Genomic DNA, 21,309 nt, shown 5'->3' on the forward strand with positions numbered 1-21,309 from the left:
TTAAAAATATCCCTAAATATGTTCATTTCTATTCCTTTCGTAAGACAAATTAACGATTGTACATGTAATCATCAAAATCTAGTGCTGCTGGAAAGCCAAATGAGGCTGTAATTCCAGCCATTATCCAACCACCGTTAGGTTTATATTCTTTTTTAGAAAGAATACCACGAGATACACATTGCTTAGCAGCGTATCTACCAACATTGTACATTCCTTGAATAATTGCAATAGCCGAGGCGATAATCCCCAAAATGACTTCAATACCAACTCTGGAATGAGGCTTGGTACTTAAAAACTCAAGATAACCATTCAGTAATTCATCGTGATTTTCAGAAGTGACAGTTTTTCCATAAAAATATGCTTCAAAGTATTTTACGGAAAAGCTACTAGCATTTTCTTTTAAGTATGTCACAGCTTGGTTATAGTTTTGATTATTTTCATTAAGGACGTATGTTTCTTGTGTGCTTGTTTGTTCATTAGTCAGTTTAATCTGATTGTTTTCTTCAGCTAAGACAGTAACTGTTGGGGCAAGAGCTCCAGAAATTGTAATAACTGATAATAAACCTGTAACAACTTTTAAATTTTTTGCCAACATTCTCAACACTTCTTTCTAAAATTTTTCTTTACAAAAATAACTTACTACGTAATGATGTAATTAACTATCAAAGGTGTTTTACATAAGGCTTTACATTCGAAAAACTATATAGGAAAGGGGTTTGTTTGATGGCTATGTACCAAAAAATAAAAGCAGAAAGATTGAAAAAAGAACTAACACAAGAAGAATTAGCAGAAAAAATCTTAGTTTCTAGACAAACAATTTCTAATTGGGAAAATCAACGAGCGATTCCTACTACGGATAATATTATTCTATTGTCTCAATTGTTTGATTTGCCAGTTGATTATTTTTATTCTGAAAATGAAGTGATGGACTCAGAATATCTGAGTAAACGAGTGAGAAAAAATAGATTATTTGAAATGCAAGATTTGAAATTATGGAACCTTGCTTTGATTATTCTTTTAGTAATTGCGCTACTTATTCCTTACTCCGCGCCGATTGCTCTTTCCATGATTTTTACGTGGAAGAATAAAATTACTCCAAAACAATTTAAACGAGCGGCTGCACTGATAATTGTGATCGTTTCGCTTGATATTTCAGCGATGCTTATAGTGTTCCTTTATTTTGTAGGGTATAAATAGATAGAGCAGATAATAAATAAAAATAATTCATTCGTTTATAGTAAAAGGTCAATTATTAAGCTAAGAACTTTTTCTGAAGCAACAATGTATTTCAACATAGTAGTAGGCTGGCCGTGATAGGATGCATGAATTTATCGGTTAACAAATACATAGGTAAAGAAAATAAAAAACCTGAAGACAACAACCATGAAAGGATTGTTGTCTTCAGGTTGGTCGAGGCAGAATTATCTGCCCCGACCTTTTTAAGCTTGTTTAGTTAACAGCTCATTGGTTAAGCGTTGTGCAGTTGGCGTAGTAGCTAGACCACCCTCAGCCGTTTCTTTGAAAATCGATGGCATTTGACGACCAACTTGATACATAGCAGCAACTACTTCGTCTGGTGGAATGACGCTTTCGATTCCTGCAAGTGCCATGTCTGCTGAAATAAAAGCTTGTGAGGAACCTAAAGCATTTCGTTTCACACAGGGAACTTCTACTAGTCCTGCAACAGGATCACAAATCAGTCCCATCATATTTTTTAAAGTAATGGCAATTGCTTGAGCAGCTTGATGAGGTGTGCCATTTTTAGCACAAACTAAAGCCGCAGCTGCCATTGCGCTAGCGGAACCAACCTCCGCTTGACAACCGCCTTCGGCACCGCTGATTGAAGCATTGTTTGCAATGACTAATCCAAATGCTCCTGCTGTGAATAAAAAGTCTAGTTGTTGCTCGTGTGTCAAAGAAAGACGTTCACGAACGGCCATTAATACACCGGGGACAACGCCCGCACTTCCAGCAGTTGGTGTTGCACAGATGAGTCCCATTTTGGCGTTGACTTCATTCACTGCGATGGCATTTCTTACTGCTGTTAAAATCGTATCACCGCTCAAAAAATCACCTTGTTCTAAGTAAGTATCTAAACGTTTTGCATCTCCACCAGTAATTCCTGTTACAGAAGTAACGCCAGCTTTTCCTTCAGTGATTGATTGCTCCATGACTGCTAGATTTTTTTCCATGATTTGAATGATGTGTTCGCGCGAACGGCCGCTCATTTCCATCTCGGTTGCAATCATTAGCTCTGCGACAGATGAGTAGTCTTTTGCTTGTTCGACTAATTCTTCAATTGATAAAAACATAGGCTTGCAGACTCCTTTAATCAAAGTAATTCACGCTATCAATATGTGGTAGCTGTTGTAGTTTTCGGACAGTTTCTTCGACTTGTGGATCATCCACTTCGATAATCATAATGGCATTTTCACCTTTTGACTCTCTTGTCACGGTCATCGTTCCGATATTTGTGTTTGTTTCGGAAAGAATATTGGTCACTTTGGCAATCATTCCAGGAACGTCTTGATGGACAACAATAAGTGTTGGTGTTCCCATACTTAAAGAAATCTTGAAACCGTTGAGTTCGGAAATCTGAATATTTCCGCCTCCAATCGAGATACCAGTGACTGACAATTTCCGTTTTCCTTTTGATAAAAGCATTTTGACTGAGTTTGGATGTTCTGCTTTTTCACTTTTTGGTACGAATAAAACTTCCATCCCAGCTTCATACGCTAATTTTAGTGAATCAGCTAAACGTTCATCATCAGGTTCCATTCCCAACAAACCACCAACCAAAGCAATGTCGGTACCGTGGCCACGATAAGTTTTCGCAAATGACTCATAAAGGTAAATATCAACAGAATCTGGTTGCTCACCAAAAATACTGCGAATCACTTTGCCAATTCTAGCTGCTCCAGCTGTATGAGAACTGCTTGGACCAATCATCACTGGCCCGATAATATCAAAGACGCTTCTATACTTTAACTCTTTCATTTTTTCACCTCGTCAAATTCTTAAGGAAAAAAGTTTCTACAAACTTCATTTTTCGTACATTTAATTATTCTGGCGTAAGTTTAGCACAAAAGGACGAAAGAAAGAAAAAAATCTTTCCTTTATAAGAAAATTTTTAGCACTTTTTGCTGATAATTATAAAAATAATCAAAAAAATTCTTGAAAATATGATTGAATTTGCTATAATGTATCAGTGTGCATTGAAATGCATATTTTTATCTAACTTTTTTAAAATTGATAGATGAAAACGTGGGAGGAGAAATATGTATCTCCAATTAACCACATCACGGACTTAAGGAGGTATGTCTCGTGGCAAAGAAAGTAGAAAAAATCGTTAAATTGCAAATTCCTGCAGGTAAAGCAACTCCAGCACCACCAGTAGGTCCTGCACTAGGTCAAGCGGGTATCAACATTATGGGATTCACTAAAGAATTCAACGCTCGTACAGCTGATCAAGCAGGCTTGATTATCCCAGTTGTAATCTCAGTATATGAAGATCGTTCATTTACGTTTGTTACAAAAACACCACCAGCTGCAGTTTTATTGAAAAAATCAGCTAAAATCGAAAAAGGTTCAGGTGAACCAAACAAAAATAAAGTTGCTACAATTTCTAGCGATCAAGTAAGAGAAATCGCTGAATTGAAAATGGAAGACCTAAACGCTGCTAACGTTGAATCAGCAATGCGCATGGTTGAAGGAACTGCACGAAGCATGGGTATCGTTGTAGAATAATTTATTCTAACGTTCCCAAGAAAGTAGCTTCTCAGTTGGCTCTGTATTGAAAGATATAGAACACGTGGGAGGTACAACCGTTATAACCACAATCAAGGAGGAAACAAAATGGCTAAAAAGAGCAAAAAAATGCAAGATGCATTAAAAAAAGTTGATTCAAGTAAAGTTTATCCTGTTGCAGAAGCAGTAGCTTTGGCAAAAGAAACTAACATTGCAAAATTCGACGCAACTGTTGAAGTTGCTTACCGTTTGAATGTTGACCCTAAAAAAGCAGACCAACAAATTCGTGGTGCTGTTGTATTACCAAACGGAACTGGTAAAACACAATCTGTTTTAGTATTCGCTAAAGGCGAAAAAGCAAAAGAAGCTGAAGCAGCTGGTGCAGATTTCGTTGGTGACGACGACATGGTTCAAAAAATCCAAGGTGGATGGTTTGACTTTGACGTAGTTGTTGCAACACCTGATATGATGGCAACTGTTGGTAAATTAGGTCGTGTATTAGGACCTAAAGGCTTAATGCCTAACCCTAAAACTGGAACAGTTACAATGGACGTAACAAAAGCTGTTAACGAAGTAAAAGCTGGTAAAGTAACTTACCGCGTTGACAAAGCTGGTAACGTACATGTTCCAATCGGTAAAGTTTCATTCGATGACGCAAAACTTATCGAAAACTTCCAAACAATCCATGATGTATTAGTGAAAGCTAAACCATCAGCAGCTAAAGGTCAATACATGAAGAATGTTACTGTAACAACAACATTTGGACCTGGTATCCACGTTGACCAAGCTTCTTTCTAATTTTAATTAAGTTAGATAGTTGATTGATCCAACTGAAAAATAATTCTTGACTCAACTAGTTTAGCGTGCTAAGCTAGTTGAGGTTAATAATTAACTTGTACCGAAGACAGTAGGTGGCTTAGCCTTAATTTCCTACCGAGGACGTTTATTGAATAATTTCAATAGTCCCTCTATGTCTACGGTGGCATAGGGTTTTTTTATTGTGAATTACTAAGAAATTAGTTGATGAACAATACTCGCTAAGCAAAGTAAAAAGGATTTCTTTTGAACAGCATAATGAGGCAACTAAAAACTCTTCCATCAAAATTCAGGAGGTGAAACTCAAAATGAGTGAAGCAGCAATCGCAAAAAAAGCAGAAATCGTTGATAAAGTAAGTGAAAAATTTACAGCAGCAGCATCTGTAGTAGTCGTTGACTACCGTGGACTAACTGTTGATGAAGTAACTCGCTTACGTAAACAACTTCGTGATGCAAACGTAGAAATGAAAGTTATCAAAAACTCTATCCTTTCACGTGCTGCAAAACAAGCTGGATTAGAAGGCTTGGACGAAGTATTTACTGGCCCTACAGCCGTTGCATTTAGTAATGAAGATGTAGTTGCACCAGCAAAAATCATGGATGAATTTGCTAAAGAAGCAAAAGCATTAGAAATCAAAGGCGGTATCATCGAAGGTAAAGTATCTTCATTGGAAGAAATTACAGCCTTGGCAAAATTGCCAAACCGCGAAGGACTTCTTTCTATGTTGCTATCTGTACTACAAGCGCCAGTCCGCAACGTGGCTTACGCTGTCAAAGCAGTCGCAGACAAAGAAGATGGAGATGCAGCTTAATAGCCGCATAGCATAAATAAAACAAACAACATTTAATGGAGGAAATTATCATGGCATTGAACATTGAAAACATCGTTGCTGAGTTAAAAGAAGCAACTATCCTAGAACTTAACGACCTAGTTAAAGCTATTGAAGAAGAATTTGGCGTATCTGCTGCTGCTCCTGTAGCTGCAGCTGGTGCTGTAGCAGGTGCTGCAGCTGAAGAACAAACTGAATTCACTGTAGAATTAACTGCAGCTGGAGACCAAAAAGTTAAAGTTATCAAAGCAGTTCGTGAAGCAACTGGCTTAGGCTTGAAAGAAGCTAAAGCTGTAGTTGACGGCGCTCCTGCACCAGTTAAAGAAGGCGTGTCTAAAGACGAAGCTGAAGAATTAAAAGCTAAACTTGAAGAAGTTGGCGCATCAGTAACAGTTAAATAATTTTTGCTGATTATAGAGCACCGAAATCCTTGATATGATGGGATTTTGGTGCTTTTTTTGTTCTTTGACCATACTTTTTAAGAATTGATATACTTTGCAAACTTGTTTACGGACTAATCTTTTTTTGTATGAGTATAGATGTTCATAGATAGTAGGATGAAATTCGTGAACACTTAGATCATTAAAAATATTTTCTTTACATATTCTGGGTAATATCATTTTTAGAGCTGTTTGAAGGTAGGTATATCTTTAAGTCGGAATCATTTCAGACATTTTTGGAACTAGAATTGTTTTTTTCCTTTCAGGAATATTGTTACTGTTTGTTGCAATAATAGCCAGGAAAAGAAAGGCATTATTTGATTGATAAAACATATGGGTATAACCACAAAATTGAATCAACTTTGCTGAATATAAAGCACCAGAATCTTTGATATGATCGGATTCAGGTGCTTTTTATGTTGGTTAGTAGTTAATAGCTGTATAAAAGATATAGGTGAACAGGTATTGGACGTGGTTTTGATTTTTTATTCCAAATGTTGTTTAGAAAGTATGATTAGATTAAGGAGGAAACAAAGAAAGAGAAACCTATGCTAAAATAAGATATAAATAGGGAGTATTTGAGAAAAGGAGTATCAATGAAAAAGAGAATAGTTCAAATCATTTTGATTCTATGTGGTATCGGATTGATTTCTTTTATTGGTTATCATGTCTATTTGCAATATGCAAAGGATATTGATATTTTGTTAAATCCAAAGGCAAGTCAGGCGTTATTACAAAAAACAGTACGTTCCCATGGGGTAATTACTGCGGCGTTATTGATTTTATTAACAACAGTGATGTGTGTTGTTCCAGGGATTCCGACATCAATTGTTGGCGTTTTGGTGGGGGTTAGTTATGGTCCAATTCTTGGAAGTCTCATCAATATTAGTGGGAATGCCTTGGGAAACTTATTCGCTATTTTTTTATTACATCACTTAACTTTTTTGGATCAGTCAACCAAAGAAAATCGCTGGGTGAAAGCAATTACTCGAATGAGGCATCCTAAAATAGGTGTGATGATTGGCTACATGGTACCAGTGATTCCTTCTTCCATTGTCAGTTTTACAGCCTATACACTGAATCTATCTTTAAAACAAGTAGCGTTATCGGTGATTTTAGGTGTATTACCGTCATCAATCTTATATGCTTGTGGGGGCGAAGCCTTGTTCCATGGCTATAACAAAACAGCAGTAGGAATTATTGCTAGTGTACTTCTACTGATTGGGTTAGTTGTTATTATTTATAAGGACCGTGAAAAACATCGTCTAGATAAGGTAAAGAAAAGTGAATAAAATGTTCTTAGATGATTTCATTTTTTTTATGAAAGAGCTACACTATTAGTTGGAAGTGAGGGGAAAGAATGGAACAAAAAAACCAAATTCAACTAACAGGAGCATTGACGACTTTACTAGCAACTACTTGTGGTGTAGTGGTTGCCAATATGTATTATATCCAACCGATTGGAACAAAAGTAGCAACAAGTTTTTCAGTTAGTACGAGTGCAATTGGCATTTTAACCATGTTGACGCAACTCGGCTATGCTTTGGGCTTATTATTCTTAGTGCCATTGGGCGATGTGGTAAATCGACCTAAATTGATTATTCGAATGGCTGCATTGTCTGCTATTTCGTTGTTGGCTGCTTTTTTTGCGCCATCGTTTACGTTATTTGCATGTGCATCTTTCTTAATTGGTTTACTGTCTATTGTGCCACAAATCATTATTCCGTATGGCGCTGTCTTAGCGGGCTCAGCCGCACGCGGAAAAGTAATGGGACAATTATTAAGTGGTTTATTGATTGGGATTTTATTATCGAGAACAGTATCAGGAATTATTGCCAGCGTGTTTTCTTGGCGAATGGTCTATTTATTTGCGTTGCTTGCTGTGGGGCTGTTAACAGCGTTGCTTTATGTGAAATTGCCGAGGACGCAAGAAAGTCGAAAAGCATCAGTTTCTTATATCGATTCTTTGAAGAGCTTACCGCATTTATTTGCATCTCAACGTTTATTACGTGAATCAGCATTCAACGGCTTTTTTATGTTTGGAACGTTTTCTATTTTTTGGTCAACTTTGATTTTTTATATTAGCAGTCCTGTTTATCATTGGGGCACATTTGAAGCAGGGATCTTAGCGATTTTTGGTTTGTCGGGAGCTGTTGCAGCACCGATTGTTGGGCGTTTAGCAGATTCCTATTCCGAAAGAAAGATTATTTCGATGGGATTGTGGATGCAAACACTTAGTTTTGTCTTACTTTTGATTGGCGGAGATCATCTAACGCTTCTATTATTTGCAATTATTTTATTAGATGTTGGTAATCAATTTGGTCAAGTTTCTAACCAAGCACGTGTTCAAGGTCTTGGTGAAGAAGCAAGTAACCGGAATAATACGATTTTCATGTTTATGTATTTTATCGGGGGAGCAACAGGTTCGTTAGTAGGAACAACGATGTGGGAACATTTTGGCTGGATGGGTGTCACACTTGCAGGACTCGCTTTTCAAGCATGTGCCTATTTCTGTCAATTGGTTTTATTCCGCAAGAAATAAACAGTTAGTAATAATCAAAAACAAAAAAAGGTGAAGCAAAACGAAAATACGTTTTGCTTCACCTTTTTTGTTTTGACACCTGTCATTTGCTCAGTGCTTGCTGCTGTACGTTGCTTCATTCGTTTCGATCTCAATCACTCGATCAACCAGTTCTTGATAAAATTCTTGTTCATGGGAAACAACTAAGACAGTTCCTGTAAATTGTTGTATTCCTTTTTGCAAGCTTGCTTTTGTTTCGTGATCAATATGGTTAGTGGGCTCATCTAAAATCAGGAGATTGCCACTGTTCATAGTCATCTGTGCAAGTTTTACTTTTGTTTGCTCACCACCACTTAGCGTAGCTAGAGGTTCGCTTGCCAACTGGTTAACTAAGCCAGCTTTGGCTAATTGACGACGTAATTCTTTGATCGTTGCTTTTGGAAAGTGCCCACTTAAATATTGCAAAGGTGTTTCTAATGGGTTTTCCCAAGTTAGGTCTTGCGAAAAATAATTGATTTTGGTGTTTTCTGGAAAATGAAAATCACCATCTAACTGTTTGATTTCACCAATTAAGGTTTTAAGCAGTGTTGACTTTCCGATTCCGTTAAAGCCACGAATCGCAACCGTTTCCCCAAAGCGAATAGTCAAGTTGATAGGTGCTAGTAGAGGTCGTTCATACCCAATGACTAAATCGGTAGTCTCTAGTGCTAATGTTGTCACGATTGGTGTGAAAGGAAAATCAAATACTGCAGTTGCTGTGTTGGTTGGTGGCTTCAATCGATCAACTTTATCTAATTGTTTTTGGCGACTCTTTGCCATTGTCGAGCGAGAACCGGCTTTGTATTTACGAATATAGGCTTCTGTTTTCTCAATTTGTTTTTGTTGCGCATGATATTGACGTAAATAACTTTCTCGGTTTTGTTCTTTTTGTTTCAAAGCCTGTTTTAGATGGCCAGTGTATTTCGTTAATTGACCGAATTCAATATCAGCAATGTGTGTAGTGATTTGGTCTAAAAATTCTTGATCGTGGGAAATCACGATATACGCACCTTGAAAGCTTTGCAGAAATTGTGTCAGCCATTGAATGTGTTGATCGTCTAAATGGTTCGTGGGTTCGTCCAAGATTAAAACATCAGGATTTTCTAAAAGTAATTTAGCTAAAATCACTTTTGAACGTTGTCCACCGCTTAGTTCTTTTAACAATGTGTTGGCTCCCAACACATCTAAGCCAAGTCCGCTACTCATTTCAGCGACAAGTGTATCAATTTGATAAAAGATTCCTTGATCGAGTTCGGTTTGTAATTTTCCTGCCTTTTCAAGTAGTGAATCATCAAAAGTTTCACCGTATTGGGTATAAAGCTCGCCAATTTTTTGTTCTTTTTCAAATTCATCGGCATAAGCAGTTTTCAGAAACTCTTGGATTGTCAATTGTTCGTCAACTTCGACATACTGGTCTAAATAGCCACGATGAATATTCTTTTGCCATTGGATATGACCGTTATCTGGCAAAATTTCCCCTGTGATAATTTTAATCAGGGTACTTTTACCCGCACCATTTTGACCAATCAGTCCTAAATGTTCACCAGCATTTAATTGCAGTTGGACATCTTCGTAAAGAATTTTATCACCGAATTGTTGGGTGATATTTGTTAGTGTTAATATACTCATAATTTCTCCTTCTTAATAGTAAAAAAACTGCAGACAATTGTGTCCGCAGTCATCAAGTATCCTGGTTAAAGTGCAGCAAAAATCAATTTAATTATCTCGTCTTATGCAAACTAACACAGATGAATGAAAAATGTCAAGAAAACGAAAAAAAACGAATTTGGTCTATACTAATTATTGTAATTCCAAAAAAAGGGTGCTATAATTGGGCTATACCAAAACACAAAGGAGTAATCACTATGGAAATCATTCGTGTGAAAAACGCTGAAGAAGGCGGCAAAAAAGCTTTTGAAATAATCAAAGACGGCATGGAAAATGGGGCAAAGGTTTTAGGCTTGGCAACAGGTAGTACACCAATTACTTTATATAAAGAAATGACTTCAAGCGACATTGATTTTAGTGACATGACTTCTGTTAACTTAGATGAGTATGTTGGACTAGGCGGATCAGATGAACAAAGCTACCGTCATTTTATGAATGTTCAATTATTTGATAAAAAACCATTCAAAGCAACTTATGTACCAAATGGTAAAGCGGACGATTTAGGTGCTGCATGTAAAGAATATGACAAAACAATTGATGAAAATCCAATTGATATTCAAATCTTAGGAATTGGTCAAAATGGACACATTGGTTTCAATGAACCTGGTGCGCCACTTGATGGAACAACTTCTGTCGTTGACTTAACTGAATCAACAATCAATGCAAATAAACGTTTCTTTGATAAAGTGGAAGATGTACCAACTAAAGCTGTTTCAATGGGAATTGGTTCAATTCTTAAAGGTAAGAAAATCGTCTTGATGGCTTATGGCGAAAACAAAGCAGATGCAATCAAAGGAATGGTGGATGGACCTGTGACGACAGAAATGCCAGCAAGTGCATTGCAAAACCATGATGACGTTGTTGTAATCATCGACGAAGAAGCTGCAAGTAAACTGTAAAGAAAAGGTTGTGGTTCCAAGCGACTAGCTCCGAAAAAATAGCAAACAGGCGCACAAAATAGCTCTTCATATTTTGGTGAGACTGTGAGCTATTTCGAGGAGTTGCTTGGTGAACACCGTGAATGAGGTTGTGGCGCAAAGCGTTTAGCTTCGAAAAAATAATGAGCAACTGACAAAAATAGCATTCCATATTTTTAGGCAGTTACGAATTATTTCGAGGAGTTGCTTGGGGAACACCGTGAATGAGGTTGTGGTTCCAAGCGTTAAACTTCAAGCAATAAGGAATTTTTTATAGAAATAGTTTCTCATGTTTTTATGAAAAAAAGACTTATTGCCGAAGGAGTTGCTTTGGGAACACCATTTGCTCGAAAACAGGAGGCATGACAAAACTTTTGTCATGCCTCCTGTTTTGTTGTATGAACTTAGATGAAACGAACGATTCGTGGTAGCCAGTTTTATTTTTAAAAGGGTAAAATTATTTGATAAATTTTTTTTCATTTGTTTTAGGTTAAGTAAAAAAGAAAAGCTGGCTGAATCCTTGAGGTTGAAAATGCTTAGTGCTAAGTTAATAGGTTAAGTTAGTAGCTAAAAAATTTTTTTCTCATCTAACATTCATTTTGAAAGAAATGTTGGGTTGAAAAAGCAGTGATGCCTTGTTATTCTTGACTGAAAGAGGTAAGGGGGGAGCTTGGATGTATCAGCAAGAGAGCCATCATTTTTTTACGCGCGAAGATTTTCAACATGCATTGGAAGAGATGATTCAGCCTTTACGAAATGAGATGATTCATTCGGAATTGGCCGGATTACACTTGGGGAGTAGCGGAGCAGTATACGATCAAAAACGCGCGGATATGGAAGCGCTTATCCGCGTGCTTTGGGGATTAGGACCATACTGGACGATGAATCAAGAGGATGAATTAAGAGATGTTTATATCCAAAAAGTTTCAAACGGAACCGACCCAGATAGTCCATACTACTGGGGGACAGTCGAAGACTACGATCAATATATTGTTGAAATGGCGGCACTTTCGCTAAATTTATTATTAAACAAAGATTCTTTTTGGGTAGAAATGTCTACAACGAGTCAACGCAATCTTGTTGCTTGGCTAGCACAAGCTTTGGATAAAAAAATTCCGAAAAATAATTGGACTTTTTTCAAAGTATTGATTCGTTTGGCATTAGCTCATTGTGGAGAAAAGTTGAATCGTGAAAAGTTAATTGAAGAGCTGACTTTAATTGATACAATGGCGATTGAAAATGGTTGGTATGTAGATGGTAAACCAACGCAAAAAGATTATTATGTACCTTTTGCTTTTCATTATTATGGGTTGATTTTTGCGAAATTTATGAAGGAAGAACTGCCAGAATGGGCAGATAAATTTATTGATCGAGCAAGACGGTTTACACAAGAATTTATTTATTTTTTTGACTCAGCTGGCGAAGCATTACCTTACGGACGAAGTCTGACTTATCGATTTGCGCAAGGTGCATTTTTTTCGGCACTGATTTTTGCAGAAGTGGAAGCAATTCCTTGGGGACAAATAAAAACACTTTTATCGAATCATCTACAGACCTGGTTGGCACATGATATCTTTACTTTTGATGGCCGATTGTCAATTGGTTATCACTATGAGAATCTTGTGATGGCGGAAGGATATAATGCACCAGGATCGCCTTATTGGGCATTTAAATTTTTCTTGTTATTAGCCACGGAACCAGCACATCCATTTTGGCAAGCAGAGCCAGAATCAATTGTAAAAAAAGAAAATCAGATAGTTACTGCGGGGAATATGTTCGTCGTTCAGGCAAAAAATGGGCAACATGTCCTGGGCTATCCATTTGGAAATCTAGTGCATAACCAAGCTCATGCTGAAGCAAAGTATAGTAAATTTGTTTATTCGACCAAGTTTGGGTTCAGTGTTCCAAAAGCTAGTTCTGAGTATGAAGCAGGTGCGTTTGATAATGTTCTGGCAGTTTCTAGAGACGGTCAGTATTACCGAGTGAAAGGAGAAGTCATTGATTATCACGCAGATAACAATTGTGTAAGTTATCTCTGGCGACCGTTTAGAGAAGTAGAAATTCAGACAGAAATTTATCCATTTGGTGAATGGCATGTGCGAGTGCATGAAATCAAAACGACAATCCCAATCGAAATCAGAGAAGGTGGATTTAGTTTGCCGTTAAAAGGGAAAAATATTGGGGGGATAGTTGAACCATTATCCGCGAAAATCATTTCAGAAGAACTATGTTCGCAAATTATAGCGATTGAAGGATATGAGAAAGCAAAGATAACGCAACTGGAAGCAAATACTTCTTTGTTTTTTCCACGAACTAGTTTACCGTATTTAAAAAATCAGTTGCAACCAGGAACGCATCGCTTGATTTGTTTAGTTGGTGGCATAACAGGAGAGGGAGAGAAACATGCTGAAAATTAGTTTGAAGGATCAATACAATCAACCAATTATTGGAAAAATCGATCATGACAAAGAGACAGGTCCATTTGAAGCAAGAGGAGAAGAAATGGCTGTCTTGGCAATCAAAGATTACCGTTATCAGTTGGGAGATAAAGTCGTAGTGACTACAGAGGCAAATGAAAGTTATTTTGTCGTTCAGTTAGATGAAACATTAGCACCAAATTTAATCTATTTGCCCGAAGAAAAATGGGAATATCATTTTCCATTGGAGGCGTCCTTGACGAAATCAAGTGTAGAAACTGGATTTCAATCAGCTCGCCATCAGTTGATGATTCGCAAAGCTTATGAGTTTGAAATCACTAACTATCAAAACTTGTCCATCAACACACACGACCAAAAAAATGATTCAGGTGCTTACCCACATGCTTTTGCAAATGTAGAAACACGAAATGATTCTGTCTTTTTTGCTAAAAATGCAATTGATGGTAAATATGGAAACCTTTCTCATGGCTCCTATCCATTTGCTTCATGGGGGATCAATCAACAAGCAGATGCAGAGTTAGTTATCGATTTTGGACGAGTGATTGAGACAGACCGGGTACAAGTACTCTTTCGTGGCGATTATCCACATGATAGTTTTTGGACAGAGATCACTTTACTTTTTTCAGATGGCGAAACGTTGGTTGTACCAACAACAAATACTTTGTCATTTCAAGAAATTACTTTCCCCATGAAAAAGACAAGCAAACTAACAATCAAAAACTTGAAAAAAGCAAATGATGATTCACCATTTCCTGCATTGACACAAATCGAAGTCTTTGGACGAAATAGTCATGAATAACAAAAGAATAAATCACAGAAGGCTGAAGTAACTGATTCAGCCTTCTGTGATTTATTCTAGTAATGTATGCTATTCATCGAAATGGATGTTTTAAGCCATAAATTAAAAAAGGGATTGCCAAAGTCTCTCCACGTTGGCAATCCCTCTTTTTCATAGAAATAGGAGAAGTTATTTTTAAAAAGATGTTCTTATTGCTCGAAAGCTGCTTGGAGCCGCAACCTCATTCACGGTGTTCCCCAAGCAACTCCTTCGGCAATAAGTCTTTTTTTCATAAAAACATGAGAAACTATTTCTATGAAAAATTCCTTATTGCTTGAAGTTTAACGCTTGGAGCCACAACCTCATTCACGGTGTTCCCAAGCAACTCCTTCAAAACAAGCATAAATTACTCAAAAATTTGAGAAGCAATTTTCGTTAATTTATGCTTATTTATTGGAGCTGGGCACTTCTTTCACAACCTCTACAGGTTTGGCCGATCAATAACCTTTTCTTTCGGCATATCAACGAAGCAAAGCTCCTCGATTTCAATACCTTCCGTCTCAAAAATCACAAGTTCATTTTCTCCTTGCTTCAAGAAACTTTTTGGACAATATAGAGTTAGAAGTGGTCCTTGATTCCAGTAACGTCCTAGATTGATTCCGTTAACGACCACAACGCCTTTACCATAACGAGAACAATCAATAAAGGTATCAGCTGTTTCTGCTAAATCAAACTTAAATTGATAAAATGAAGGTTGCTCTGGCACTTTTCCAGCTTGATAATCAATTTTTTCGAGTTGTTCTTTTTCCAACGTCAATGGATAGTGAACATATCCTTGATGAAAATGGATATCTTGCATGATTCCTCCACGAATACCTTTTGATTGCTCGGGGCCGTTTAATTTTGCTCCGTAATTTACTCGACCTAAATTTTCTACTAATACATCAATTTGGATTACTTCGTTTTCTTTTTGACCAGCAATCATAATTTCTTCGCCAAGTGCTTCTTGATATTGTGTAGCCTGATGTTCGCCATCACTATAGATATGTGCTCGATCACTGGTTTCGACAAGTCGTAATTTATTTTTGTGCTGATAATTTTTCCACTGAGCAGAATACAGCACATAACCGTAACCTGTACTGATGTTTTCCATGGTTAGTGGGTAAGGCGAAGCAATTCCTGCCATCATTTGATCTTTTGTTTTGAAAAAAGAAACACTTTCTGTCACTGGATAGTTCCCAAGAGCACTTATTTTTTTCGTTCTTGGTTCTGCTTGCCAAACATCAGGACAGACCTCTTTGATTGCTTGTTGCACAAGATAGTACTTTTCAGTTGGTTCACCAGCTTCAGTTAACAACGCATCATAATCATAGCTTGTGACTTGTGGTAAGTCCAACATTCCTCGAGCTGAACAACCATTATAGAAACCGAAATTTGTACCGCCATGAAACATATACAGATTAAGCGAGCCAACCTCCAGCATCTCTTTGACTTCATTTGCTAAATCTTGGGCATCTCGTTTGATAATAGGTTCGTTCCAACGATTGAACCAACCATCCCAGTATTCCATACACATGATGGGCCAATTTTTTCCATGTTGTTGCATAAATGTTTTTAAAACGTTTGCATTTTCTTTTGAATGGCTACCAAAGTTTCCAGTAACAAATACATCATCTTCAATCAATGTACCCGCATCTAAAACTTCAGGCCAAGAACCATCGGAGGTAAATAACGGAATAGTGATTGCAAAAGATTCAATCAATTGCTTTGTTTGTCGAAGATATTCTTTTTCCATGCCATAAGAACCATACTCATTTTCGATTTGCATCATGATAACAGGACCACCTTGAGAAACTTGAAGGGGTGCTAGTTTTGGTAACAAAACAGTGTAATAATTTTTGACTTTTTCCATAAATCGAGGGTCAGTCGAGCGTAATCTTATACCAGATTCTTTCAAAAGCCAAGCTGGTAAACCACCAAATTCCCACTCAGCACAGATGTAAACAGAAGGACGTAAAATGACCATCAGACCTAATTCTTGTGCTAAGTTAACAAAAGCGACAACATCTTTCATTCCTTCAAAATCAAAAGTTCCCTCTTTAGGTTCATGGATGTTCCATGGAATGTAAGTTTCTACCGTGTTGGCGCCTAAAGCTTTTAAGTTATACAGGCTGTCTTCCCACTGAGCAGGTGCTAGTCGAAAGTAGTGAATTGCTCCGCTGATTAATTTGATGGGTTCTCCATCAAGTAAAAAATCTTCTTTGATTTCAAATGTCTGCATCTTTTTTTCTCCTCACCAATATTTTTTCCACTCGGGATTTGCTAAACGCATGAGTGCTTCGAAATAAAAATAGTCGCCCCAAAGATTTGGTTCATCAATGCCTTTTCCTTCGGCGTGTGCGTAGACACCGTGTAGTAGAAGACCTTCGTTTACAGTTTCATGTTTGGCTGAATACTTTTCACCTAATTGATAAATCATTCCTTGAGCTAATTCCTTCGCGGCTGGATAGGCGTTACTTTTTTCTGCTTCCAGCAGACCACATGCAGTAATTGCTAGGGCAGAACTGTCTTTGTCTGAAGGGACTTGGTCATTAAAATCAAAGTCCCAGTAAGGAACGAGATCTTGAGGCAAGTTAGTTAGAAAGACATCAACGATTTCGTTATAGTTTTGTGGAAAGCCAGCATTTGTTAACGACGTATCTTTCTGTGCCCCATTTTCTTGCTTATTTTGTGAATAGCTTTCGTTTAATGGGATACCCAAAATTGCCCAGCTTTGTCCACGTGCCCAAATCGAATCATCACTGTTTCCTTGATGAGTGGCACCGTGGCTGGGTTTGCCGGTTAGCGGATCAAAATAATAAGTATGGAAAGTTGTCGCATTTTCTCGAATAACCGTTTTTAGTAAAGTCTGATAGTGCTTTTGGGCAACTTCTTGATAGCGCATATCTCCAGAAATCTCTGTTGCACGAAAGAGCAATGGCAAATTAATTAGTGAGTCAATGATTAGTCGATACTCTTTGGGGTCACCCAATTTTCCCCAAGCTTGAATAAACTGTCCTTTTTTTTGAAAACGTGCCATTAAAACATCTGCAGCTTGTAAAATTTGTTGCTGACATAACAAACTGTCGGTAACAGTATAGCCCGCGCCGGCAGATAAACTATATAAAAAGCCGATATCGTGGTGATCTAAAACAAAATGATTTTCTAATCGCTCTTGAAAGCTATGGATATTTTCCATCGCACGAACTAAAAATGTCTCTCTCCCAGTCCATTCGTAAGCGAGCCAAAGCATCCCAGTCCAAAAACCATTTGTCCAATCATCATTTGGTTTGATTCGATAGTTTCCGTTTGTTGCACAGGCAGAAGGGAAATCTAACCCATAACGTTGCATGTTGGCTTCGATTGTTTGACAGCACCAATCTAATTGTTGTGTCAACCAGTCTTGTTGTACGTTGCTACCGAGTTGAATCAGTTCCTGTTTCTTATCTTGAAGTTTCATGAGAGCCTCCTTTTAACTTGTTAACATATTAACTTAGATTAGTATACCGTACTTAACTACAAAAAGCGAATATTCCATTTCTTTTTATTTATTTAAAAAAGGATAGAAACGCAAAAAAAGTGGTCGCTTACTCAGCTTCCACTTCGATTTTTGTTTTGAAATATTTCCAATGTTTATAACTGACGATATATTCTGCAACACTTTGATCAGCTAAGTAAGAATGTTTGACTTGTTTGACGACAGGTTCTCTAAAACTTAACTGTAATAAATTCAATAATTCTGAGTTATCAGAAAAAATAATTTCGTCTGTTTCAACAGAAGACAAAGAGAATAAATCAATATCAAAGTCTTTACGTACTCGCTCATAAATGCTTGCGTAGGTTGAGAGATCTTTTGTCAGTGGTTCTTTTACTAACTTCTTAGGTAGATGAGTGATATGTAAAAGAAAAGGGACGTCTTCAAAAAAACGAACACGTTTGATTTTATAGTAGGAAGCATTGGCAGGTAAGCCCAGTTCCTTTAAAATAGTAGGGTGATTTTCTTCTTCAATAGCTAAAACTTTGACTTTCTCTTTATCTAAAGAATGAAGTTCAATATCAGAGAATTTCACACTTTGGGAGACTTTTGATTTAGAAACAAAAGTTCCTTTTCCTTGAATACGGTAAAGATAGCCAGCTGTCGTCAACTCATTTAATGCTTTGACAGCTGTGATTGAGCTGACAGAATATTTTTGTTTGATGTCAGCTTCTGAATAGAATTTATCGCCAGGAATAAATTTATGTTTTTTTATTTCCGCTAATAAATCTTGCTTAATTTGTTCATATTTGGGAATCATTCGATTATACCCTCCATTCTCTGCGGTAAATACTAACTAGTAGCATAACATGTTAACTTTAGTTTAGCAATTGATTATCGCTAGGCCAATTCACAAAATGTGATTTTTATCGAAAAAAATATAATATGTTAAGATGTTAGGTTTACGTGGAGAAAGTGGTGTGATATAGTATGGGTAAGCAAAACATAATATGTTAAGTTGAATATTCAATTTTGGGGGAGGAAGACAGATGAGAAATATCCTATTGATTAGCCATGGGAATATGGCGGAAGGAGTCAAAGCAAGTTTGGAGATGATTGTCGGTAAGCAGGCACATGTTCACACAGCTTCTTTGAAACCAGACGGGGATAATCTACAATTTGAAAATGAATTAGAAGAAAAAATGAAAGCCCTTAACGGCGAGACTTTGATCATTGCCGATTTATTGGGTGGAACACCGTGCAATGTTGCATTGACTAACTATCTTGAAAATGACGAGGTAGAAATCATTGCGGGAATGTCTTTACCATTAGTCATTGAAGCTACATTGAATAGCCATGCTAGTGTTAGTGAGTTGATTCAGCTATCGATAAGTGGGATTACAAATGTTAAAAAGAAAATGCTGGAAGCCGAAGTAGAAAAAGATCCGGTTGTTTCCAATGAAGATTTAGAAAAATACAAAGAATATGAAGGCAAAGCCAACATCGTGAATGTCCGCATCGACGAACGATTGATTCATGGACAGGTTGCAGGTATCTGGTCACCTAGCTTGAATACACAGCGAATCATTGTGATTAACGATGAAGCAGCTACAGATTCTTTACAAAAATCTTCACTAAGAATGGCAGCGCCTACATCTATGCGACTTTCAGTTTTAGATGTTGCTACTGCAGCTAAAAATATCCAATCAGGTAAGTACGGTAAGCAAAGAATATTCTTGGTCTTTAAAAATCCAACTGATGTATTGAGATACTTAGAAGCTGGTGGTCAATTGGAAACGGTCAATGTTGGAAACATGAGTTATAAGGAAGGCGCAAGAGATGTAACGAAGAGTATCAAAGTATTGAAAGAAGAAGAAATAGTTTTTGAAGCGATTGCCGCAAAAAAAGTGAAAGTAACTGCGCAATTGGTACCAAATGATCCAGTTATCGACTTTATGGAAAAATTAAGAAGCTAATATTAGGAGGAAGACAGCTATGCATTTAGAAATATATCAAATTATTCTTATTACTGTTTATGCTTTTATTGCCATTAATGATTCACTTATTTCAAATACACTAACGCAACCGGCAATTGCCGGAATGATTTCCGGAATGATTATGGGCGATTTAAAAACCGGATTAATGGTCGGTGGAACGCTTCAATTGATGCGTTTAGGTATCGCAGCATTTGGTGGCGCTTCAGTTCCTGATTACTTTACGGGAGCCGTGCTAGGAACTGCTTTTGCGGTGATTTCAGGTAAAGGGGCAGAGTATGGAATTGGGTTAGCTGTTCCAGTTTCTTTACTGATGCTGCAGCTTGATGTAGTAGCCCGCTTTTGTAATGTTTTCTTGCTACACCGCATTGATCGTGCAATTGATGATATGAAGATTAGTCGAATCCCTCGGCTTGTGTTATCAGGTTCTTTCCTATGGGGATTATCACGTGCGATTCCAATCTTGTTGATGTTACTTGTCGGTGATGCTGCTGTTTCAACAATTACTGAAAATACGCCTGCTTGGTTGATGGATGGACTAAAAACAGCTGGTGGTGTATTGCCAGTAGTTGGTATCGGAATCTTGCTACATTATCTTCCTACAAAACAATATATTCCATATTTGCTTTTAGGTTTCTTTTTAGCTGCTTATTTGCAAGTCCCAATGTTAGGTATTTCAATTGTGGGTGTGATTGCAGCAATGATTGTCTTTAAACGTGATAGCGAAAAAGCAGCAAGTGTTCAAACAGTAGCAAATACTGGAACTTTCGAGGGAGGATTTGATGGTGATGAATAATCAAAAACTAACAAAAAAAGAATTAAACGCAATTAGTTGGCGTTACATTTTAGGAAGTCAATTGAACTGGAACTATGAACGGATGATGAGTTCCGGGTATTTATACGGAATGTTGCCTGTCTTGAAAAAGTTTTATGGTGAAGATCCATTGGAATTGCAAGATATGTTACGAACACATAATCAGTTTTTTAACACAAACGCGATTTTTGGGAATTTGATTATGGGGATTGATGTCGCAATTGAAGAAGAAGATGGCTATCGAGCAAAAGATACGATCGTTGCGTTAAAAACAGCGTTGATGGGTTCACTTGCAGGTGTTGGGGACTCGTTATTCCACGTGATTTGGGGAACAATTTTTGGCTCAATTGCAGGTACCTTAGCTCAGAGTGGTTCAATTGTGGGATGTGTCATCTGGATTATTGCCAATATTGCTTTGTTATTTGGTCGAGCGGCTTTATTGCCATTGGGATATAAACAAGGGGTGAAGTTAGTTACGACCTTAAAAGATAAGTTATCTGCTTTTACGAATGCAGCGACTGTCTTAGGAGTTACGGTTATCGGGGCATTGATTCCTTCCGTTGTGAAAGCAACTGTACCGTTTGTCTATAAAAAAGATGGCGTAGAACTAGTGATTCAAGATACATTGGATGCTATTTTACCTGCACTAGTACCAGTGTTGCTAGTTTTATTAACTTACTGGATGTTAGGTCATAAGAAATTGAATTCCACACGCGTTATCTGGATTATCTTGATTTTATCGATTGCGTTAAGTGCACTAGGAATTTTGGGCTAATCGTAAAGAAGACATGAT

The 21,309-nt window shown here is 37.3% G+C and carries 20 protein-coding genes and 1 other annotated feature; of the genes, 13 read left to right on the top strand and 7 right to left on the bottom strand.

Going from position 1 to position 21,309, the window contains the following annotated elements:
• Window positions 1-49: 49 nt before the first annotated feature.
• Window positions 50-595 (bottom strand): hypothetical protein, encoded by a 546-nt coding sequence (locus tag AB3I20_RS05150; protein ID WP_368027057.1) that lies wholly within the window; start codon window positions 593-595, stop codon window positions 50-52.
• A 128-nt stretch (window positions 596-723) separates the two neighbouring features.
• On the opposite strand from AB3I20_RS05150, the gene AB3I20_RS05155 reads away from it, so the two are divergent.
• Window positions 724-1,197 carry a helix-turn-helix transcriptional regulator gene (locus AB3I20_RS05155; protein ID WP_067482965.1) on the top strand — a complete coding sequence of 158 codons (474 nt, stop codon included), beginning with the start codon at window positions 724-726 and terminating at the stop codon, window positions 1,195-1,197.
• A 242-nt stretch (window positions 1,198-1,439) separates the two neighbouring features.
• On the opposite strand, the gene sdaAA is transcribed toward AB3I20_RS05155, so the two are convergent.
• On the bottom strand, window positions 1,440-2,312 hold the full coding sequence (gene sdaAA / locus AB3I20_RS05160; protein ID WP_067482964.1) for an L-serine ammonia-lyase, iron-sulfur-dependent, subunit alpha: 873 nt from the start codon (window positions 2,310-2,312) through the stop codon (window positions 1,440-1,442).
• A 16-nt stretch (window positions 2,313-2,328) separates the two neighbouring features.
• The gene (gene sdaAB / locus AB3I20_RS05165; RefSeq protein WP_067482958.1) at window positions 2,329-2,997 is read right to left on the bottom strand and encodes an L-serine ammonia-lyase, iron-sulfur-dependent subunit beta; all 669 of its coding nucleotides are present in this window, start codon (window positions 2,995-2,997) and stop codon (window positions 2,329-2,331) included.
• A 327-nt stretch (window positions 2,998-3,324) separates the two neighbouring features.
• Here sdaAB and rplK point away from each other — a divergent pair, with 327 nt between their 5' ends.
• The 6 genes from rplK (at window position 3,325) to AB3I20_RS05195 (ending at window position 8,375) form a co-directional block, all read left to right on the top strand.
• Entirely contained in the window at window positions 3,325-3,747 is a 423-nt protein-coding gene (rplK, locus tag AB3I20_RS05170; protein WP_067482956.1) for a 50S ribosomal protein L11, read from the top strand.
• Window positions 3,748-3,855: 108 nt separating this feature from the next.
• The gene (gene rplA / locus AB3I20_RS05175) at window positions 3,856-4,545 is read left to right on the top strand and encodes a 50S ribosomal protein L1 (RefSeq protein ID WP_067482954.1); all 690 of its coding nucleotides are present in this window, start codon (window positions 3,856-3,858) and stop codon (window positions 4,543-4,545) included.
• A gap of 82 nt (window positions 4,546-4,627) precedes the next feature.
• Window positions 4,628-4,753 (top strand) — a sequence feature (ribosomal protein L10 leader region).
• A gap of 118 nt (window positions 4,754-4,871) precedes the next feature.
• On the top strand, window positions 4,872-5,375 hold the full coding sequence (gene rplJ, locus AB3I20_RS05180) for a 50S ribosomal protein L10 (protein WP_067482952.1): 504 nt from the start codon (window positions 4,872-4,874) through the stop codon (window positions 5,373-5,375).
• A 50-nt stretch (window positions 5,376-5,425) separates the two neighbouring features.
• The gene (rplL, locus tag AB3I20_RS05185) at window positions 5,426-5,794 is read left to right on the top strand and encodes a 50S ribosomal protein L7/L12 (protein ID WP_067482950.1); all 369 of its coding nucleotides are present in this window, start codon (window positions 5,426-5,428) and stop codon (window positions 5,792-5,794) included.
• 635 nt (window positions 5,795-6,429) lie between these two features.
• Window positions 6,430-7,125, top strand: a complete 696-nt coding sequence (locus AB3I20_RS05190) for a TVP38/TMEM64 family protein (protein ID WP_067482948.1) — start codon at window positions 6,430-6,432, stop codon at window positions 7,123-7,125.
• A gap of 68 nt (window positions 7,126-7,193) precedes the next feature.
• The gene (locus AB3I20_RS05195) at window positions 7,194-8,375 is read left to right on the top strand and encodes an MFS transporter (RefSeq protein ID WP_067482946.1); all 1,182 of its coding nucleotides are present in this window, start codon (window positions 7,194-7,196) and stop codon (window positions 8,373-8,375) included.
• 90 nt (window positions 8,376-8,465) lie between these two features.
• Here AB3I20_RS05195 and AB3I20_RS05200 read toward each other — a convergent pair whose 3' ends face one another.
• A complete protein-coding gene (locus AB3I20_RS05200; protein WP_067482944.1) occupies window positions 8,466-10,022 on the bottom strand; it encodes an ABC-F family ATP-binding cassette domain-containing protein in 1,557 nt (518 codons plus the stop codon).
• Between the two features lie 236 nt (window positions 10,023-10,258).
• Between AB3I20_RS05200 and nagB the strand changes: the two genes are divergently transcribed.
• From nagB to AB3I20_RS05215, 3 genes are all read left to right on the top strand, one after another.
• On the top strand, window positions 10,259-10,960 hold the full coding sequence (nagB, locus tag AB3I20_RS05205; protein ID WP_067482938.1) for a glucosamine-6-phosphate deaminase: 702 nt from the start codon (window positions 10,259-10,261) through the stop codon (window positions 10,958-10,960).
• 692 nt (window positions 10,961-11,652) lie between these two features.
• Window positions 11,653-13,395 carry a DUF2264 domain-containing protein gene (locus AB3I20_RS05210; RefSeq protein ID WP_095803828.1) on the top strand — a complete coding sequence of 581 codons (1,743 nt, stop codon included), beginning with the start codon at window positions 11,653-11,655 and terminating at the stop codon, window positions 13,393-13,395.
• Window positions 13,382-14,215, top strand: coding sequence for a hypothetical protein (locus tag AB3I20_RS05215; RefSeq protein WP_095803827.1), 834 nt, complete (start codon window positions 13,382-13,384; stop codon window positions 14,213-14,215). The genes AB3I20_RS05210 and AB3I20_RS05215 overlap by 14 nt, the downstream gene beginning before the upstream one ends.
• Before the next feature lie 460 nt (window positions 14,216-14,675).
• Here AB3I20_RS05215 and AB3I20_RS05220 read toward each other — a convergent pair whose 3' ends face one another.
• From AB3I20_RS05220 to AB3I20_RS05230, 3 genes are all read right to left on the bottom strand, one after another.
• On the bottom strand, window positions 14,676-16,475 hold the full coding sequence (locus tag AB3I20_RS05220) for a beta-galactosidase family protein (RefSeq protein WP_075491275.1): 1,800 nt from the start codon (window positions 16,473-16,475) through the stop codon (window positions 14,676-14,678).
• A gap of 12 nt (window positions 16,476-16,487) precedes the next feature.
• The gene (locus AB3I20_RS05225; RefSeq protein ID WP_071868944.1) at window positions 16,488-17,693 is read right to left on the bottom strand and encodes a glycoside hydrolase family 88 protein; all 1,206 of its coding nucleotides are present in this window, start codon (window positions 17,691-17,693) and stop codon (window positions 16,488-16,490) included.
• A 127-nt stretch (window positions 17,694-17,820) separates the two neighbouring features.
• Window positions 17,821-18,528 carry a GntR family transcriptional regulator gene (locus AB3I20_RS05230; RefSeq protein ID WP_067482933.1) on the bottom strand — a complete coding sequence of 236 codons (708 nt, stop codon included), beginning with the start codon at window positions 18,526-18,528 and terminating at the stop codon, window positions 17,821-17,823.
• Between the two features lie 229 nt (window positions 18,529-18,757).
• Between AB3I20_RS05230 and AB3I20_RS05235 the strand changes: the two genes are divergently transcribed.
• From AB3I20_RS05235 to AB3I20_RS05245, 3 genes are read left to right on the top strand one after another with little or no spacing between them, the layout of a single operon-like run.
• Window positions 18,758-19,684: a PTS mannose/fructose/sorbose transporter subunit IIAB gene (locus tag AB3I20_RS05235; RefSeq protein ID WP_075491273.1), complete on the top strand. Its 927-nt coding sequence runs from the start codon at window positions 18,758-18,760 to the stop codon at window positions 19,682-19,684.
• A gap of 19 nt (window positions 19,685-19,703) precedes the next feature.
• Window positions 19,704-20,498: a PTS sugar transporter subunit IIC gene (locus tag AB3I20_RS05240; protein ID WP_067482931.1), complete on the top strand. Its 795-nt coding sequence runs from the start codon at window positions 19,704-19,706 to the stop codon at window positions 20,496-20,498.
• Entirely contained in the window at window positions 20,485-21,291 is an 807-nt protein-coding gene (locus AB3I20_RS05245; RefSeq protein WP_067482929.1) for a PTS system mannose/fructose/sorbose family transporter subunit IID, read from the top strand. Before AB3I20_RS05240 ends, AB3I20_RS05245 begins: the two co-directional genes overlap by 14 nt.
• The last annotated feature ends 18 nt before the right edge of the window (window positions 21,292-21,309 follow it).

This window comes from Enterococcus sp. C50 (assembly GCF_040887505.1).
GTDB classification, from domain to species: domain Bacteria; phylum Bacillota; class Bacilli; order Lactobacillales; family Enterococcaceae; genus Enterococcus_B; species Enterococcus_B thailandicus.

Coding starts and splice junctions, on each gene's coding strand:
- AB3I20_RS05150 (WP_368027057.1), bottom strand. CDS start 595: ATGTTGGCAAAAAATTTAAAAGTTGTTACAGGTTTATTATCAGTTATT.
- AB3I20_RS05155 (WP_067482965.1), top strand. CDS start 724: ATGGCTATGTACCAAAAAATAAAAGCAGAAAGATTGAAAAAAGAACTA.
- sdaAA (WP_067482964.1), bottom strand. CDS start 2,312: ATGTTTTTATCAATTGAAGAATTAGTCGAACAAGCAAAAGACTACTCA.
- sdaAB (WP_067482958.1), bottom strand. CDS start 2,997: ATGAAAGAGTTAAAGTATAGAAGCGTCTTTGATATTATCGGGCCAGTG.
- rplA (WP_067482954.1), top strand. CDS start 3,856: ATGGCTAAAAAGAGCAAAAAAATGCAAGATGCATTAAAAAAAGTTGAT.
- rplJ (WP_067482952.1), top strand. CDS start 4,872: ATGAGTGAAGCAGCAATCGCAAAAAAAGCAGAAATCGTTGATAAAGTA.
- rplL (WP_067482950.1), top strand. CDS start 5,426: ATGGCATTGAACATTGAAAACATCGTTGCTGAGTTAAAAGAAGCAACT.
- AB3I20_RS05190 (WP_067482948.1), top strand. CDS start 6,430: ATGAAAAAGAGAATAGTTCAAATCATTTTGATTCTATGTGGTATCGGA.
- AB3I20_RS05195 (WP_067482946.1), top strand. CDS start 7,194: ATGGAACAAAAAAACCAAATTCAACTAACAGGAGCATTGACGACTTTA.
- AB3I20_RS05200 (WP_067482944.1), bottom strand. CDS start 10,022: ATGAGTATATTAACACTAACAAATATCACCCAACAATTCGGTGATAAA.
- nagB (WP_067482938.1), top strand. CDS start 10,259: ATGGAAATCATTCGTGTGAAAAACGCTGAAGAAGGCGGCAAAAAAGCT.
- AB3I20_RS05210 (WP_095803828.1), top strand. CDS start 11,653: ATGTATCAGCAAGAGAGCCATCATTTTTTTACGCGCGAAGATTTTCAA.
- AB3I20_RS05215 (WP_095803827.1), top strand. CDS start 13,382: ATGCTGAAAATTAGTTTGAAGGATCAATACAATCAACCAATTATTGGA.
- AB3I20_RS05220 (WP_075491275.1), bottom strand. CDS start 16,475: ATGCAGACATTTGAAATCAAAGAAGATTTTTTACTTGATGGAGAACCC.
- AB3I20_RS05225 (WP_071868944.1), bottom strand. CDS start 17,693: ATGAAACTTCAAGATAAGAAACAGGAACTGATTCAACTCGGTAGCAAC.
- AB3I20_RS05230 (WP_067482933.1), bottom strand. CDS start 18,528: ATGATTCCCAAATATGAACAAATTAAGCAAGATTTATTAGCGGAAATA.
- AB3I20_RS05235 (WP_075491273.1), top strand. CDS start 18,758: ATGAGAAATATCCTATTGATTAGCCATGGGAATATGGCGGAAGGAGTC.
- AB3I20_RS05240 (WP_067482931.1), top strand. CDS start 19,704: ATGCATTTAGAAATATATCAAATTATTCTTATTACTGTTTATGCTTTT.
- AB3I20_RS05245 (WP_067482929.1), top strand. CDS start 20,485: ATGGTGATGAATAATCAAAAACTAACAAAAAAAGAATTAAACGCAATT.